The organism is Salinimicrobium sediminis, from assembly GCF_900215295.1.
Classification (GTDB): domain Bacteria; phylum Bacteroidota; class Bacteroidia; order Flavobacteriales; family Flavobacteriaceae; genus Salinimicrobium; species Salinimicrobium sediminis.
Window position 1 is genome coordinate 474,881 of record NZ_OCMF01000002.1, and the last position, 17,586, is coordinate 492,466.

Annotated in this window: 14 protein-coding genes; 7 read left to right on the forward strand and 7 right to left on the reverse strand. The window is 41.4% G+C overall.

Annotation, left to right across the window (positions count from 1 at the left end; genetic code table 11):
- The first annotated feature begins 32 nt into the window (after positions 1-32).
- From CRO16_RS09875 to CRO16_RS09885, 3 genes are all read left to right on the forward strand, one after another.
- Positions 33-1,382, forward strand: coding sequence for a DEAD/DEAH box helicase (locus CRO16_RS09875; RefSeq protein WP_097056213.1), 1,350 nt, complete (start codon positions 33-35; stop codon positions 1,380-1,382).
- Between the two features lie 399 nt (positions 1,383-1,781).
- Positions 1,782-4,139 carry an ATP-binding protein gene (locus tag CRO16_RS09880; RefSeq protein ID WP_097056214.1) on the forward strand — a complete coding sequence of 786 codons (2,358 nt, stop codon included), beginning with the start codon at positions 1,782-1,784 and terminating at the stop codon, positions 4,137-4,139.
- Between the two features lie 122 nt (positions 4,140-4,261).
- Entirely contained in the window at positions 4,262-5,794 is a 1,533-nt protein-coding gene (locus CRO16_RS09885; protein ID WP_097056215.1) for a GH3 auxin-responsive promoter family protein, read from the forward strand.
- Here CRO16_RS09885 and CRO16_RS09890 read toward each other — a convergent pair.
- Complete coding sequence (locus CRO16_RS09890) at positions 5,791-6,357, reverse strand: TlpA family protein disulfide reductase (protein WP_097056216.1); 567 nt, start codon at positions 6,355-6,357, stop codon at positions 5,791-5,793. The genes CRO16_RS09885 and CRO16_RS09890 overlap by 4 nt on opposite strands.
- Before the next feature lie 122 nt (positions 6,358-6,479).
- Between CRO16_RS09890 and CRO16_RS09895 the strand changes: the two genes are divergently transcribed.
- Positions 6,480-8,675 (forward strand): M3 family metallopeptidase, encoded by a 2,196-nt coding sequence (locus tag CRO16_RS09895; protein ID WP_097056217.1) that lies wholly within the window; start codon positions 6,480-6,482, stop codon positions 8,673-8,675.
- A 50-nt stretch (positions 8,676-8,725) separates the two neighbouring features.
- On the opposite strand, the gene CRO16_RS09900 is transcribed toward CRO16_RS09895, so the two are convergent.
- From CRO16_RS09900 to CRO16_RS16180, 4 genes are all read right to left on the reverse strand, one after another.
- Positions 8,726-10,159 carry a phytoene desaturase family protein gene (locus tag CRO16_RS09900; RefSeq protein WP_097056218.1) on the reverse strand — a complete coding sequence of 478 codons (1,434 nt, stop codon included), beginning with the start codon at positions 10,157-10,159 and terminating at the stop codon, positions 8,726-8,728.
- A complete protein-coding gene (locus tag CRO16_RS09905) occupies positions 10,160-11,029 on the reverse strand; it encodes an SDR family oxidoreductase (protein WP_097056219.1) in 870 nt (289 codons plus the stop codon).
- Positions 11,030-11,102: 73 nt separating this feature from the next.
- Entirely contained in the window at positions 11,103-11,321 is a 219-nt protein-coding gene (locus tag CRO16_RS09910) for a hypothetical protein (protein ID WP_097056220.1), read from the reverse strand.
- Between the two features lie 193 nt (positions 11,322-11,514).
- Positions 11,515-11,658 carry a hypothetical protein gene (locus tag CRO16_RS16180; protein ID WP_179670523.1) on the reverse strand — a complete coding sequence of 48 codons (144 nt, stop codon included), beginning with the start codon at positions 11,656-11,658 and terminating at the stop codon, positions 11,515-11,517.
- 273 nt (positions 11,659-11,931) lie between these two features.
- On the opposite strand from CRO16_RS16180, the gene CRO16_RS09915 reads away from it, so the two are divergent.
- Both CRO16_RS09915 and CRO16_RS09920 read left to right on the forward strand, forming a co-directional pair.
- A complete protein-coding gene (locus tag CRO16_RS09915; RefSeq protein ID WP_097056221.1) occupies positions 11,932-13,296 on the forward strand; it encodes an MATE family efflux transporter in 1,365 nt (454 codons plus the stop codon).
- 103 nt (positions 13,297-13,399) lie between these two features.
- Entirely contained in the window at positions 13,400-13,684 is a 285-nt protein-coding gene (locus tag CRO16_RS09920; protein WP_097056454.1) for a hypothetical protein, read from the forward strand.
- Between the two features lie 326 nt (positions 13,685-14,010).
- Here the strand turns inward: CRO16_RS09920 and lpdA are convergent, their stop codons facing one another.
- The gene (gene lpdA / locus CRO16_RS09925; protein ID WP_097056222.1) at positions 14,011-15,417 is read right to left on the reverse strand and encodes a dihydrolipoyl dehydrogenase; all 1,407 of its coding nucleotides are present in this window, start codon (positions 15,415-15,417) and stop codon (positions 14,011-14,013) included.
- A gap of 198 nt (positions 15,418-15,615) precedes the next feature.
- Positions 15,616-16,074 carry an Lrp/AsnC family transcriptional regulator gene (locus tag CRO16_RS09930; protein WP_097056223.1) on the reverse strand — a complete coding sequence of 153 codons (459 nt, stop codon included), beginning with the start codon at positions 16,072-16,074 and terminating at the stop codon, positions 15,616-15,618.
- A gap of 156 nt (positions 16,075-16,230) precedes the next feature.
- Here CRO16_RS09930 and CRO16_RS09935 point away from each other — a divergent pair, with 156 nt between their 5' ends.
- Positions 16,231-17,451, forward strand: coding sequence for an aminotransferase class I/II-fold pyridoxal phosphate-dependent enzyme (locus CRO16_RS09935; RefSeq protein ID WP_097056224.1), 1,221 nt, complete (start codon positions 16,231-16,233; stop codon positions 17,449-17,451).
- Positions 17,452-17,586: the final 135 nt, after the last annotated feature.

The window sequence follows — 17,586 nt, forward strand, 5'->3', positions numbered from 1 at the left end:
AAGTTACCTTTGTCGTTTTAAAATTTTTCAGTTTGAATTTTCAGGATCTAAACCTCACCACTTCATTATTAAATGCCCTTGAAGATCTTAAGATCTCTACCCCCACTCCTATCCAGGAGCAGGCTTTACCGGTAATTCTCTCGGGCAGGGATATGGTGGGAATTGCACAAACAGGAACCGGAAAAACCCTGGCCTACCTGTTACCCCTGCTAAAGACCCTAAAATATTCTGAACAATTGAATCCCCGGATTCTTATTATGGTTCCTACCCGGGAGCTTGTAGTGCAGGTGGTTGAAGAGCTGGAAAAGATCACAAAGTACATCAACGTTCGTATTTTGGGGATTTACGGAGGCACCAACATTAATACTCAAAGACAACAGGTGACACAGGGAATGGATATTCTTGTTGCTACCCCGGGAAGGCTTTACGACCTTGCCATAAACCGAAATCTTCAACTTAAATCGGTTCAAAAACTGGTGATCGATGAAGTAGATGTGATGTTGGACCTGGGCTTCAGGTTTCAACTGAACAACATCCTGGAACTTCTCCCTCAAAACCGGCAAAACATCATGTTTTCGGCAACGATGACTACAGAAGTTGAAAAGGTGATCCAGGACTTCTTTAGAAATCCGGAAACTGTTTCTGTAGCCGCAAGCGGTACTCCGTTGGAAAACATCGAGCAACAGCTTTATGAGGTTCCCAATTTTTATACAAAAGTTAACCTCCTGAAGCATCTTTTGGAAGACAGGGAGAAATTTCACAAGGTGCTTATCTTCGCGGGTAATAAAAAGATTGCAGACAGGCTGTTTGAAAACCTTAGCCCTCTTTTTCCTGAAGAATGTACCGTGATCCATTCCAATAAAACTCAAAATTATCGTTTGAGAAGTATCAGACAATTTGGAGATGGATTTTGCCGTATTCTGGTAGCTACAGACGTTATGGCGCGTGGACTGGATATTGAGTTGGTGAGTCATGTGATCAATTTTGATACGCCCGCCTACCCCGAAAATTACATGCACCGTATTGGTCGTACCGGAAGGGCCGAAAAAGCAGGAAATTCTATCCTTTTGAGCACCCCTTCAGAACAAGAGGATCTGGAAAAGATAGAAGCCTTGATGGATATGAAAATTCCGGTTACTCCTCTTCCTGAAGAGGTGCCGGTTTCTACAGAACTCATTCCGGAAGAACAACCCGTAGCACCCGAAATTTATAACCCTCTTAAAAATTCTGATGAAGATCAACCCGGGCCTGCATTTCATGAAAAAAAGGAAAAGAATCAAAAGGTGAATCTTGGAGGTTCTTATCGCAGGGAGATCAAGAAGAAGTATAAAAAACCAAAGACACGAGGCGATAAGAACTTTAACCGACGCAAGAAAAAGTAACCCTAAATTGCTATTTTACAGGCATTTGTATTAAGAAAATATTTTCCAAATTAAAAGTTAATAACCATCTTCAGGTTTACCGGTAAAATTGAGCTGAAAAATCTCATTTTTTAGCTTCTCCTTTCAAAAATATGTGCTTGTTTAGTCTTTTTTGAAGCTTCGGGCACCATTAAAAACACTAATTATCAGGCAACTTCCTGTACTTTTTTAAATTTTTTAAATTTTTTTAGCTTACTAAAACTTAGCATTGGTGCGGCTTTTCAGAAATGGCAAATTAGAATTGCTAATTTTCTGTCCTGGTGTGCTTTGCAATTCCAAAAATTATATTAAATTTAACTTTCCCCCTGAAATTATGCTGGCTGAATAACGGGTATCAACCCTTTCAAAATTAATTTCGTGATGAAAAAAAGTACAACCATGCCGGAAGAATATCTTTTGGGGGCGGCACAAAGCCTGTTCAACGGGGGAAATGGTCAGGAAAACAGGGAATTTCTTCTTTTCATCACTTCTTTGGATGATCTTTCTTTAAAGGCTGTCAATTTTAAATCTCTTCAGTATTTTAAAAATCAATTTCCATTAGGAGACGGAAAAGATGATTTCTTCGATAACATTATTCATCCCGAAGATCACCCTCTAATGCTTCATCTCTTAGGAACTCCCGGGAATCCTTTTAGAGAGGAGGAAAAGGGAGTTATTTTACGGGTGCGGTCTCCTTTTGGTTACTGGAAAAACTTTCAGTTTAAGAGCCGCATCTATGCAGGTTTTGAAAATTCCGAAGAACAATTTTTACTCACCCTGGCGGTACCTGTAGATCCTGTGCGATACCCTGCCCGCAAAGGAGTGAATATTGAGACAGAAAAATCTCTCCAGGAAAGCCTTAATAAATATAAGATACTGGTTAATTCTCTTGATCAGGGATATGGGGTCCTGGAAATGATTTATGATCTCGATAAAAATCCAGTAGATTATCTATTTGTGGAGGTCAATCCGGCGTTTGAAGGCCATACCGGGTTATGTGAACCTCTGGGTAAAACGATGAAAGAATTTTACCAGCGACACGAGAGTCACTGGTTTGAGACCTTTGGAAAGGTAGCGGTAACAGGGGAACCTGTGCGCTTTGAAGATTACGCCGAAGCACATGAGAAGTGGTTTGATGTCTATACTTTTCCCATAGGGAATAAAAGAAGTAGAAAAGTAGCCTGCCTCTTCTCAGACATTACTGCCCGTAAAAATGCCGAAGAGAAGCTGCAAAAGCTCAATGAAAACCTTGAGCAAAAGGTAAGAAGCCGTACCCTGGAGCTGGAAGAACAGAATGAACTTCTTCAAATGGTGTTTGACACCGTCAAACAGGGGATATTTTTGATGAAACCTTTGTTCGGTGAAAATTATGATCTCGTAGATTTTACCTATGTAAGGGTAAATAAAGTGGTAAGCCGTTATTACAACCAAAAGCATATGTCCGGCAGAAGTTTCCTCAAACTGAATCCGCAGGCAGGAGAAAAAGGGGTATTCGAAACTTTTAAGCAGACTATGCTCACAGGTGAATCATCTGAATTTGAGGTGCAACTCGATCTTACCAGAAAGGATAGCTTTTTTAGGATCACCAGCAGGCGTCAAAAAGGCCTGCTCATTTGTTCTTTAGAAAATATTACCCGTGAAAAAAAGAAAACCCAGGAATTAAAAGAGAATATAAGATTTAAACAGCAGTTGATCCAAACCTCACCAGATTACATTGTGATTCTGAATCTTTACGATGAAAAGATTAGATACCTTAACCGGGACATGGAACTGGACCATCTTACGGTAAGCCAGGTGCAAGGAATGTCATTACGGGATATCCTGCCTTTGATCCATCCGCAAGATCGCCACAGGATCCTGGAATTTCATAATGAAATTACCAAAGCATCGAACAAAGATGTACAGGAAGTTGAATTCAGGCTTAAAGGAAAAGACAGAAGCTGGGAATTTTTTAGCGCCCGCGGAAAGGTCTTTATGAGGAACAAAAAAGGAAATGTTTACGAATATATTGTAATGCTCAGGAATGTCCAGGCAGAGAAACTTACTCAGCAGGCTCTTATTACCGCTGAAAAACTTTCAATAAAGGGAGAGATCGCCAGGACGCTCGCACACGAACTAAGAAATCCTCTTGCCAGCATAGGAATGAGTGTCGACATTATGGAGAAGCTAACACAGGGGCAACAAAAAAAGGACCTAAACAACTATCTTAAGATCATTCAACGTAGTACTACCACCTTGAATAACCTGGTAACAGACCTTTTATCGGTATCTAATTATTCTAAACCCGAACTGAAAAAATGTTGTTTGGCAAAAACAATAAATAAAGCCCTGGCACACGCAAAGGACCGAATATTTCTTACGGGCCTTACCGTGGTAATAAGGTACCGTGGCTCTTATTTTATTAATGCAGATGAAGAAAAACTGAAGATCGCGTTATTAAATATTATTGTGAATGCGACCGAGGCAATGATGCCCGATGAGGGAATACTCCAGATAAGCATCAATAAAAAGAAGAACAATTTTGTCTTACATATCACCGATAATGGTTGTGGTATGGAAAAAGAACAGCTTGAAAGGCTTTTTGAGTCCTTCTATACCCAGAAACCGGGCGGAATGGGAATAGGCTTAAGTTCGGTGAAAAATATTCTTGATGAACATGGTGCTACAATAGAAGTACAGAGTGTGCCTAAAGAGGGTACCACCTTCGTGATCACCTTTCCGCGTTATGAGGAGGTTTAAAAACGAAATTCTACAGAAGCCACTGTGAAAAAGCTATTATTGTGTATCTTCGGCCTCTAAAAAGTATTTAGTTCTTTTCGACTAAATATCGTTTTACAACACTAAAATGTGGACAGGAACATATGGGGATAATTGATTCCATAGGCAATCTGGTGATGAAAAGTCGCATGGATGACTTAGAAAATTCTGTAAATAATCCTCATGAAACGCAGCAAAAGGTTTTAAGTGAGCTTCTTACAACTACTAAGCACACCTACTACGGAAAAAATTACCATTTCAGGGATATTTCCAATTATCGTCAGTTCAAAGAGCAGGTACCTCTTAACAATTACGAAGATCTTTTTCCTTATATCGACCTCATTTTAAAAGGTGAACAAAACGTCCTTTGGCCTACCCCTATAAAATGGTTTGCGAAATCTTCAGGCACTACAGGAGCTACCAGCAAGATCATACCGGTTTCTACTGAAGGCCTGGAGCAATGCCATTATCAGGGAGGTCGGGACATGTTGGCTCTGTACATCAGGAATTATCCCGATGCCAAACTTTTTTCCGGTAAGAATCTTTCAATAGGCGGAAGCCAGGAATCCAAGCTGTCTGACAAAAACGGGTACTACACCGGAAACATTTCGGCCATTGTAATGAAAAATTTGCCTTTTTGGGCTCAATTTGGAAGAACTCCCGGCTTGGAAGTGACCATGATGAATAATTGGGAAGAAAAGATCAGGAAGATCTCAGAGATCACTTCACAGCAAAAGATCACTAGCCTTGCAGGTTCTCCAATGTGGATGTTGCTGCTTCTTCAATATATTATTAAAGAGCATAAGATCAATTACATCCAGGATGTGTGGCCAGATCTGGAGGTTTTCTTTCACGGTTCGGTTTCATTTGCACCGTACAGGCCGCTTTTTGAAGAACTGGATAGAAATAACAGTTTAAGATATCTGGAGATCTTTAATGCCACAGAAGGCTTTTTTGCGCTTCAGGATCAAAAAGATGATCCTTCCCTCCTGCTTATGCTCAATTACGGGATCTATTACGAATTCATCCCCGAGAAAGAATTTTTATTGGAAAACCCAAAGGTTATTCCATTAAGTGAGGTGGAAGTAGGTAAAAATTACTCCATGGTGATCAGCACCAATTCCGGACTGTGGCGATATAAAATTGGGGATACGATCAAGTTCACAACTGTAAGCCCCTATCGTTTTACCATTAGCGGGCGTACCAAGCATTGTATCAATGTGTTTGGGGAAGATCTTTTCGCAGAACATGCAGAAAAAGCAATTTCTGTAGCTTGTAGAGAAACAGGTGCTATCTTAAGGGATTTTACGGCCGCCCCTTACTTCTACGATCGTAGCAAAAAGGGATATCACGAGTGGCTTATAGAGTTTGTTCGTTCTCCTCAAAACAAAGCTGATTTTCTGGAGATCCTGGATCGCGAATTGGGGAAGTATAATGACGACTATGCCGCGAAACGCCGCAACAATGTTGCTATTGAGCCTCCTGTAGTGAGAGAAATGCCCGAAGGTTCATTTTACGAATGGCTTAAACGAAAGAATAAGCTTGGGGGACAACACAAGGTGCCAAGGCTTTCTAACAGCAGGGAATTTGTAGAAGAACTTCTTAGGATCAAAAGTTCACTGCAACCGGAACTCTAAAGCCTCTCCTCCAGTAATTTATCCAGAGTTTTTCTGAAACCGGAGTCATTCCAGTTGGCAGATCCTTTCTTATCCACCACAATTTTTCCATTTTTAGAGAGCAGGTAAGTGGTGGGTAAACTTGTTGATTGCATCTGTCCCGGAGGCATGCTCAATGGCTGATAAACCGGAAGCCGGTAATTCTTTTTTTCCAAAAATCTGTGTAATTTCTCTGCCTCTTCAGAAGAAACAAAATAAAAATCCACCTTGTTGCCATAGTCCTCGTACAATTTCTCAAAAGAAGGCATTTCGGCAATACAGGGTGGGCACCATGTTGCCCAGAGATTAATTATGGCAACTCTGCCAGTGGACTGACTAAAATTAACCGGCGTGCCGTCCAGCTTCCGTAAGTTCCAGTTGTAATTGTCCAATACTTCCCGGTCTTTCTCAGAAACTGTGGAAGGACTAAAGGCTATAAGCCTGTTTAAACCTACCTGAAGCGGTTTTCGTGTCTGCGGAATAAACAACAGCACTATAAAAGCGATCAAAAGGATGTTGGACCAGTTTTTCTTAAGGAACTCCATGAAAGAAAATTAAGAAGCAAATGTAAGATATAGAATACATACCTGCTAAAAATGCCTTTTTTGTAACCTTTAAATTTTTAAGTTTATTAGTATCTTAAGGCCTTAATCAAAAAGAAATAAAAATGACCCCTTCGAAAAAAATTGGTTTAGGTTTAATATCGGCCATGGTGATCGCAGGATGTGGTTCGGGAAGCACAAAAGCTCCTGTTCCCTCTGAAGAGCCGGCTTTAACAGTTGAACAAAATACTATGGAAGATAATATTCTACTTCAGGAATGGACCGGCCCCTATGGCGGAGTTCCTGCCTTTGACAAAATGAAGCTGGAGGACCTGCAACCCGCTATGGAGCAGGGAATGGCTCAGCACCTGCAGGAGATACTAATGATCGCCAGTAATCCCGCTCCTCCCACTTTTGAAAATACGATCCTGGCGATGCAAAAATCCGGAGAACCTCTTGACAGGGCTTTTACCTACTACAGCATTTGGAGCAGTAATATGTCCTCCCCGGAATTCAGAGAAGTTCAGCAGGTATTAGCACCTAAGATCTCCGAATATTCTTCAAAGATCTCACAGAACAAGCAACTTTTTGAAAGAATAAAAGCAGTATACGAACAATCTCAGAAAAACCCTTTACCACCTCAGCAACAAAGAGCAGTGCAGCTTATCTATGAAGATTTTGCAATGGAAGGAGCAGATCTTAATGAGGCCGATAAAAAGAGGTATGCCGAAATCAATCAGGAACTTTCCCGTCTCTATACCACCTTCTCTAATAATGTATTGGCAGAAGAAGAGAACTATGTGGTTTTTCTAACTAAAGATCAATTGAGCGGCCTTCCTGACTCTTTCGTTAAAGCTGCTGCAAAAGCTGCTGCAGACCGTGGAGAGGAAGGAAAATATGCTGTTTTGAATACCCGCTCTTCCATGGATCCTTTCCTTACTTATTCAGATAACAGGGAATTGAGAAAAGAAGTTTGGACCAACTATTATTCACGTGGTGACAACAATGATAAATTTGACAACAAGGACATCATCAAAGAAATTCTGAAGCTGCGTGATGAAAGAGTTGAGCTGTTAGGTTTTGAAAATTATGCACAATGGAGATTACAGAACCGTATGGCCAAAAATCCCGAAAACGCGATGGAACTTATGGAAGCCGTTTGGCCTGCCGCTTTAGCGAGAGTTGAGGAGGAAGTGGCCGATATGCAGGCATTAGCGAAAGCCGAAGGTAAGGATATCACCATTGCGCCCTGGGACTACAGGTATTATGCAGAAAAAGTAAGACAACAGAAATATGATCTTGAGTCCAATGAAGTAAAGCAGTACTTACAGCTTGATAAACTTACAGATGCATTATTCTACACTGCTTCTGAAGTTTTTAATTATAAATTCACTCCTGTGCCCGAAGGTACAGTACCTGTTTTTCATGAAGACGTAAAGGTGTGGGAAGTAACAGACAAAGATTCCGGAGAACATATTGGGCTCTGGTACCTGGATCCCTATGCCCGCACCGGTAAACGATCTGGAGCCTGGGCGTCGCAATATCGCAGCCATTCAGAAATGGAGGGAGACAAGGAAACTGTACTGGCTTCCAATAATTCCAACTTTGTAAAGCCTGCTCCGGGAGAACCGGCACTTATCTCCTGGGATGATGCCACCACCTTCTTTCATGAATTTGGGCATGCTTTGCACTTCTTTGCTTCAGAAGTAAAATATCCTGTCCTGAACGGCGGGGTAAGAGATTATACCGAATTCCAGTCCCAGTTACTCGAAAGATGGCTATCCACAGATGAGGTGATCAACCAGTTCCTTGTTCATCATGAAACCGGAGAACCGATTCCGCAGGAACTTGTGGAAAAGATCAAAAAAGCGGCAACTTTTAATCAGGGATTTGAAACTACAGAATTCCTTGCTTCGGCATTGATGGACATGAAGTTGCACACCACAGATCCTGAAGAGATCGATATGGCTACTTTTGAAAAGGAAACTCTTGAGGAGCTTAATATGCCTTCGGAAATTGTGATGAGACACCGCACTCCTCATTTTGGACATGTATTTTCCGGGGAAGGATACGCTACAGGGTACTATGGTTATTTGTGGGCAGATGTATTAACATCTGATGCTGCGGAAGCTTTTAGAGAAGCCCCGGGAGGATTTTATGATAAAAACGTGGCTGCAAAACTTGTAGAATATCTCTTTGCACCAAGAAATGCTATGGATCCTGCGGAAGCTTACAGGTTATTCCGAGGCAGAGATGCCACTATTGATGCGCTCATGAGAGATCGCGGATTCCCGGTTCCTTCGGAAAAGGAGAATCAGTAATATATCTTAAAGTCAAAGAAAAGCCGGAGTTAAACTCCGGCTTTTCTTTTTTACAACAGTTCCTGAAAATGATCTTTTAAGGCTTTTTGTGCGGCATGATAGCCACACATTCCGTGTACTCCGCCTCCCGGAGGTGTAGATGATGAACAAATATAAACCCGTGGATCTGGTGTGGCATAGGGAGAAAGTTTTGCAATTGGTCTCGTAAACAGCTGGGTAATATCCTGCTTTCCGCCGTTGATATCTCCCCCAATAAGGTTTGGATCAAAATGCTGAAGATCCACAGCGTTCATGGTAGAACGTCCTAAAATAGTCTCCTTAAAACCGGGGGCAGCTCTTTCAATCTGGTTTTCAATCACTTCTGTAAAATCAGCTGTACTACCATTGGGCACATGGATGTAGGCCCAGGCAGTATGTTTTCCGGTAGGTGCCCTGGAAGGATCAAAGGGAGTATGTTGCGCTACCAGCACATAGGGAGTACTGGTGATATTCTTTTGGTGGATCTCTTTTTCCGAATTCTCAATCTCCTTTTTAGTAAAACCTATATGTATTGTTGCAGCTTTCCTGCATTTTTCACTTGCGAAAGGTATGGGTTCGCTCAATGCCCAATCCATTTTAAATACTCCTGCACCATAGTTAAAAGCCTCCATTCTTCTTCTGTAAAGCGAATTAAAATTGAGCCCTCTTACTTTTAGTAATTGTTTGGGTGTGAGATCGAACATGTAGGCATATGCATTTGGCAGATCCCGAATATCTTCCACCCAGGTATTCATAAAAAGCTCTCCCCCCAGGGATTTATAATAATCCAGTAAGGCCTTTGTAAAATTACCCGCTCCTCCTTTTGGGAAAGGCCAGTTGAATTTATGGGCACTGGTAGTAAGGACCAGCCCAAAAGAGGCCGAGGCAATATTAGTTAGAGGCAAAGTGGAATGAGCAGCAGAACCATAAAAGAAGATCTTGCTCCGCTCATTCTTAAAATAATGGTTCACCAGCATTTGTGCCGAAGGCAAGGCCTTCAAACCGAATTTCATGAATTCTAAAGGATGTTCGGGAATTCCCAAAGGCCCCAGTAATTCTCCTCCTATTTTGTCCCAGTTTTCCAGGAGCGGAGAAAAAAGATCTAAATATGCCTGCCTGTCTTCACCCAATTGAGCTGCTGTAGTCTCAATATCCTTGTAACACCCATACGCCGTCCCATCCTCAAACGGATGCGCATAGGCAATTTCGGGATAGATCCATTCCAAACCAAAATCCTTTAGAGGAAGATTGCGGAAAAATGGGGAAGCTAATCCCAAAGGTAAAATAGCAGATCCTACATCATGTTTAAAACCCGGAAGGGTAAGTTCCTGGGTACGGGTAGCACCACCGGGAGTTGCAGCCTGTTCAAAAATTGCAGTTTTTAATCCTTTTTGCTGTAAGCGAATGGCGGCAGCAATTCCATTGCTGCCGCTTCCAATTACAATTGCATCATATTTTTGTGACATTTATGGCAAATCTTTTTCGAGATCGAGACCCTGGAGGTAATCTTCAAAAGTGATATCCCCATGTTGCTCCCCGATCATATCATTGGTTGTGACAAATTTGAAATATTTGAGTTTGGCCGTAAGATCATCATCTAACAGTTCGGGCAGGAACATTCCCCATTCTGCAAGCTTCTCGGGCACCTCAATTATTTTTCCGCCGATCCTTTTCTCTATCATTTCGGCCATTTCGCGACGTGTATGAATCAATGGTCCGCCTACTTCTTTAATATTCGGCCCTTCCCTTAGCACAGATACCACGACCTTAGCAAGATCTTTTTGATGAATACTATTGGTCCTGGTATGTCCATCCCCTACTATGGGAATTACTTTTCTTTTCGCCATGATCGCGAGGTCATTTAATCCCGAAAAGAAACCTACAGGTCTTATGATGGTGTAATCCAAACCCGAAGCTTCTAAAGCATCCTCAAACATTTTATGGGATTTGGCCACTTCATACTCCAACGCCTTTTCGGCTCCTTTGATAGAGACATATATAAATCTTTTTACGCCGTTTTTCACAGCATCATCAAGAACATTGCTGTTAGCATAAAAATCATTTTCCATAAATGATTTTCCGCGATTGGTAAAAAGGCTGACACTTTTGCCCAGGGTAGAAATTACTATTGAGACATCTTTGGTGATGTCTTTTATATTTTCATTTCCTTCGCTGGCATCTGCCTTCCAGATGTCATCGGTATATTCAGCAACTTTTTCTGCGCCGTCTTCAGAATGCACCAGGGCCCTGACTTCCAGATCCTGCTCCCGAAGCAGCTTAAGCACCTCCATTCCCAATGCGCCTGAAGCCCCTGCCAGTAAAACCTTTTCCTTCATACTTTTACATTTTTCCTGAATTTACTGGAAAAAACCTGAAGTACTTCTGCCCGGGGAGTTGATTAACAAAAAATTACAAGCCGGTCTGCGCATTTTGCTCCCGCTCCATTTCCTGCCTGCGGAATTTTATAAGAAATTCCTTAGCCTTGGAGACAGGTCGTACCTTGCGGTGGTGACAGGTAATCTTTTCGGCAGCTTTAGAAGTAATTAATTTGGAAAGAGTTATTTTTTCGGAATTGTCTAAAAGATCAAGTTGAGGTTTGATCATTGCGTAAATTTTCCTGGCATCCATGAGATTATATTTAAGCCTGAAGCTGATTTAACGTACTTAAATATAAGAAAATTATTTCAATGGAATGGCAGCAGCCTTAAGATGAGCACCTAAGACTGAGAGCTTCCTGCACTTAAACCTTTAAGTTCAAAAAAGCCAACGAAGAATTACCCCTAGGTAAAAAGGGTAATTTTGTAAGAATTTTTTCACCGGTTTATTTGACGATCTCCATGATCACCAAAACAATTGCCAGTAAAGCAATGATAAAGATCATACCCAGGACAATTGCAATAATTACTTTCTGGGCGGTGGAAAACTCTACAGTATAGTTATTCCAGATGTTTGTTAAAGCACTCATAATGATAGGGAGTTTTCGGTAGTTTTATAACCATATAATACATTAAACATTAAATCAGCATTAAATTACGAATTTTAGAAAGGTTTAGCAACATTGTCGAAAGTTAAAACGCTGAACTGCAATTTTTTCGGATGAACAGTATGCCCGATAATGGTCAGTCAGGAATTCTTACCTGTTCCTACCAAAAATTGAGCACAGCTGCTAAATCCTAATTGTATTGAATTATTAATTTTTTGGCTTTTTTTCCTCCAGGTCGTCCTATTTTTGTGGTTCATGAAACCCAACAGGAAATTTACAGAAGGTAGGATCTTTAATTCCCTTTTTAGCCTCGCCTTTCCCATTATTCTTGCCAATATACTACAGTCGGCCTACCAGCTGGTCGACACCTTTTGGTTGGGGCGTTTGGGCGCAAATGCTGTGGCAGCGGTGAGTATAAGCTTTCCGTTACTGTTCCTTGTACTTTCATTAGGATCGGGATTAACTTTAGCAGGTACGGTGTTAGTTTCTCAGGCTTATGGTGCTGAGGAACATAAACGGGTGGATTTTAATTCTTCCCAAACAATTTCTCTTATCTTCTTCATTTCCCTCATGCTTTCGGTATTGAGTTACTTTGCTGCAGGCCCGCTAATGAGACTAATTGGGGCAGGCCCGGAGATCTACAATGATTCGGTAAGTTATTTCCAGGTCTCATCACTTGGGTTTGTGTTTCTCTTTATGTTCTTTGCTTTCCAGTCTTTGATGCGGGGCATAGGAAACGTGATGCTTCCGGTATATATAGTTTTGGGAACTGTTTTTCTCAACCTCATCCTCGATCCTTTGTTTATCTATGGCTATGGTCCTGTGCCGGGGTTTGGTGTAGCAGGTGCTGCAGTGGCCAGTATCATCACCCAGGCAATTTCTGCAGCTATTGGCTTATGGATCCTATTCCGTGGAAAAAGTGGTATAAAGATCTATTTTTCGCAAATGAAGCCGCACTATTCCACATTAAAAAAAATAGTTAACCTTGGGATTCCTGCAAGCATAGAACAATCTACCAGAGCATTAGGAATGGCTTTTATGGTGCTTCTGGTAACAGGTTTTGGTAGTGAAGTCGTCGCCGCTTACGGTATTGGAGCCCGGATCCTTAGCTTCATAATTATTCCGGCACTTGGACTGGCTATTGCCACCACATCTTTGGTGGGGCAAAATATTGGAGCGATCAAGATCAAAAGAGCCGAACAGGTTGCAAATCTTAGCAGCAGGATTGCATTTTTCGGCCTCACCGGAATCGGGATCCTTATGTATTTCTTCGCGGTTCCTATTACTGCTTTTTTTATACCCAATGATCCGGATGTTATTCAGGATGCTGCGTATTTTATAAAGATCATGGCACCAAGTTTTGGATTACTGGGAGTGCAGCAGGTATTGAACGGGGTTTTCAACGGCGCCGGCTTTACCAAGGCTTCTATGCTTATTTCTATCCTGAATTTATGGATCATCCGTTTTCCGGTAGCCTTTATGCTTTCACATAAAACAGATCTAAGCTATGAAGGGATCTGGTGGGCATTCCCTATCTCCAATGCCATTGCGGCACTGGCAGCCTTCATCTACTTTAAACAGGGATATTGGAAACTGAGGTTGTTTAGGAGGAGACGATAATTGTGATTCACAATTGCTTAACAATAAACTTTTTTTGCTGTTAAAAATCTTTTTTCTGCTTGTAAAAAATGTGAATTTGGTGCAACATTTAAATTTCAGAATGATGGAAAAATCAGATTCTAAAACAACAAAAGATCACAACACGATCAAAAAATGGGCTGAAAAAAGAGATGGAAAACCTGCTGTGGTAGAGAGTACATCCAATAGTAGTAAAGGTGGCGGACTTTTAAGGATCAATTTTCCGGGTTATGCTGAAGACAACCTGAAAGATATTTCCTGGGAAGAATTTTTCAGGATCTTTGATGATAATAAACTTCAATTCCTTTATCAGGAGGAAACAAAAGACGGCGGAGAAAGCAGGTTCTTTAAATTTGTAGGCGACGAATAAATTCTTTAACCATTCTAAATATAAAAGGCTGCCCCTCGGGCAGCCTTTTCAGTTTTATCAGATAAGGATTAAGATCGGTTTTTCTTCTTGGCTGCCTTTGCAGCACGTTTCTCTTTAAGGCTCAGCACAGGTTCTTTCTTTGCTGAATTCTTGGAGGGAGATTTTTCTTTTGGCATGATTTCCAGTTTTTTAAATACCAGATAAAAGTAGTAAAAGGATTGACACGGAAATGAGGAGAAGACAAATTATTTTCTATAAGAGCAACAAAAAAAATACCTGCCAAAAAGGAGATTTTTGGCAGGTATTGCATTTGTGCTTTTCTAATTTTATATATGGATCGGCCGGTTATCAGTCGCTGCAAGGGCAGCTTCTTTAACTGCTTCGGCATAAGTTGGATGTGCGTGGCTCATCCTGGAAATATCTTCGGCTGAAGCACGGAATTCCATTGCGGTAACAGCTTCAGCAATAATATCGGCAGTTCTCGCACCAATCATATGCACCCCGAGTACTTCATCGGTGCTTTCATCTGATAGTATCTTCACAAAACCATCTGTATCGCCACTGGCTCTTGATCTACCAAGGGCACGCATTGGGAATTTCCCTTCCTTATACTTCACTCCTTCTTCCTTCAATTGCTCTTCTGTCTTTCCAACTGCAGCAACCTCTGGCCAGGTATAAACCACTCCCGGAATAAGATTATAATTGATGTGTGGCTTTTGTCCGGCGATCACTTCGGCTACCAGAGTTCCTTCTTCCGAAGCTTTGTGCGCAAGCATTGGACCTTTTATCACATCTCCAATGGCATAGATATTCTTCACATTGGTTTGGAGATTTTCGTTCACCTCTACTCTACCGCGGTCGTCTATCTTTACTCCGGCGGCATCTGCCTTTAAACCTTCAGTATAAGGTTTTCTACCAACAGAAACCAGGCAGTAATCTCCTTTGAACTCTACTTCCTTATCTTTCTTGTCTTTTGCCTTGATCACTACCTCGTCCCCGTTTCTTTCAACAGCATTCACCTGGTGAGAAACATAGAACTTCATTCCCTGTTTCTTCAAAGATTTAGTAAGCTCCTTGGAAAGGGCGGCATCCATAGTCGGGATGATCCTATCCATATATTCCACTACAGAAACTTCTGCTCCCAGTCGCATATAGACCTGGCCCAATTCAAGACCAATCACTCCACCACCAATGATCACAAGATGTTTTGGAACTTCTTTCATCTTAAGAGCTTCGGTAGAGGTGATCACCCGCTCTTTATCAAGTTTTATAAAAGGCAGGCTTGCAGGTTTGGAACCTGTAGCTATAATGATCTGTTTTGCTTCGATGGTTTCAGGTTCACCTTCAGACTTTGCGATTTCAATATGAGTTTCGTCTTTGAAAGAACCAATACCTTCAAAAACATCGATCTTATTCTTGTTCATGAGGAATTTTATACCGTCAACCGTTTGATTGACCACAGATTCCTTTCGCTCAATCATTTTCTGAAGGTTCAACTTCACTTCGCCGGTAAGCTCGATCCCGTGATCTTCAAAATGTTTAACAGCATCCTCGTAGTGGTGAGAAGAATCAAGTAATGCCTTACTCGGGATACATCCCACGTTTAAACAAGTGCCGCCAAGGCTGGAATATTTTTCTATAAGTGCAGTTTTCATTCCCAGCTGGGCGCAGCGAATTGCAGCTACATAACCTCCCGGCCCGGAACCTATTACAGCAACATCATATGTGCTCATAAGTATGTTTTTTTGTTGATTTTTTTAAAAGAGTAACAAAAGTACGACTATTAATAACAAATATAAAAAGTAGTGAGTATTGAGAAGCTGTAAGGTGCGGGTTACGAAATCACAAGTACAGGCACTAAATTCTAAGCACCAAATTCCAATTTTTCAGCGCCAGAACCTTAAACCTTAAATTTTAAACCTTGAACCCTTTTAAATATTTAAAGCCGTTGTATTTTTTACCGGACTTATAACAAAGGTACTTTGGGTGCTGCCAATATGGTCGAGAGCGGTAAGCTTGTTAAGCATAAATTCCCGGTAAGCTTCCATATCTTTTACCATGACCTTAAGGATATAGTCATATTCCCCGCTCACATGAAAGACTTCTAATACTTCGGTTAGTTTTGCTACCTGACTTTCAAACCGGGTTACATTGCCTTTGGTATGCTGAACGAGTTTGATCTGGCAAAAAGCAGTAAAGGAGCGCTCCACTTTTTCAGGTTTTACAAGGGCAACATATTTAGAGATCACTCCGTTCCTTTCCAATTTTCGTATCCGTTCATATACCGCGGTTACAGAGAGCTGAAGCTTTGAAGCCAGTTCCTTGTTCGTCTTTTTTGAGTTCACCTGTAAAAGGCTGAGTAATTGTTGATCTACGGGATCGAGCTGCATCTGTTAAATTTTCTATAAAAGCTGTTCAAAAGTACGTTTTTCAGAATAAATAAAGGCAAATATTGGCTCCTGTAGTTTTATTTTCTACAAAAGGAGCTTCTTATTGATTTTTATCCTGAAGCACCTTTACTTTGAGTAAACAAAACCATATTCTCTATGAAATTTAAACCAGCAGATAAGATCCAGGACCTCCAGTATTTTGGAGAGTTTGGAGGGGTAAACCCGAGTATATCCGATTCCTCCACCTACACCTTCCTTTCAGCAAAGACCATGTTTGACACCTTTGAAGGCAATGCAGAAGGTTGTTATTTATATTCGCGCCACTCCTCTCCTTCTAACCTGTACCTGGGAGAAGCCCTTGCAGCCATGGAAGGGACTGAAGCCGCCAATGTTGCCGCAAGCGGAATGGGCGCAATTACTCCGGTGTTGCTTCAGTTATGTCAGGCAGGCGATCATATCATTTCCAGCCGCACCATTTATGGTGGTACCTATGCTTTTTTGAAGAATTTCGCACCACGACTCAACATTAGCACCTCCTTTGTAGATATCACCAATCTTGAAAAAGTAGAAGCGGCAATTACTAAAAATACAAAAGTGCTCTACTGTGAAGCAGTTAGCAATCCATTACTTGAAGTAGCCGATCTTCCTGCACTCTCAAAAATTGCAAAAAAACACGGCCTTAAGTTAGTTGTAGATAACACATTCTCTCCTCTTGCTATTTCACCGGGAGCGATGGGCGCAGATGTCGTCATCCACAGTCTTACAAAATTTATCAACGGTTCCAGTGACACTGTGGGCGGAGTAACCTGCGGAACCCAGGAATTCATCAACGAACTGCGAAGCGTGAATGACGGTGCCAGTATGTTGCTTGGCCCCACAATGGACAGCCTTAGAGCTGCTTCCATCCTTAAGAACCTGCGCACCCTGCACATTCGTATCAAACAACACAGCCATAATGCAATGTACCTGGCCGAAAAATTTGAACAGGATGGACTGCGAACAGTTTATCCCGGGCTTAAAAGCCATCCGGGTCATGAATTGTATAAAAGCATGATGAATGAGGAATATGGATTTGGCGGAATGCTGGTTGTAGACGCAGGTTCCCTGGATAAAGCAAACGCTTTAATGGAATTGATGCAGGACAGGAACCTGGGATACCTTGCGGTGAGTTTAGGCTTTTACAAAACCCTTTTCAGCGCACCGGGAACTTCCACCTCTTCAGAAATTCCTGAAGAAGAACAAAAAGAAATGGGCTTGACAGACGGGATCATCAGAATGTCCATTGGCCTCGATAATGACATCGAACGCACCTACAACATGATGAAGGACTGCATGAAGGAAATAGGAATTCTTGAAGGTTCAAGGTCTAAGGTTTAAGGTTTAAGGTTTAAAGTTTAAGGTCTGAACTCATAACTCATAACTCATAACTCATAACTTAAAAAGAAAGGTTCCAAAAAGGACATTTTTGGAACCTTTCTTTTTTATTTTTCTTTAATAGCCGTTCCCGAATCT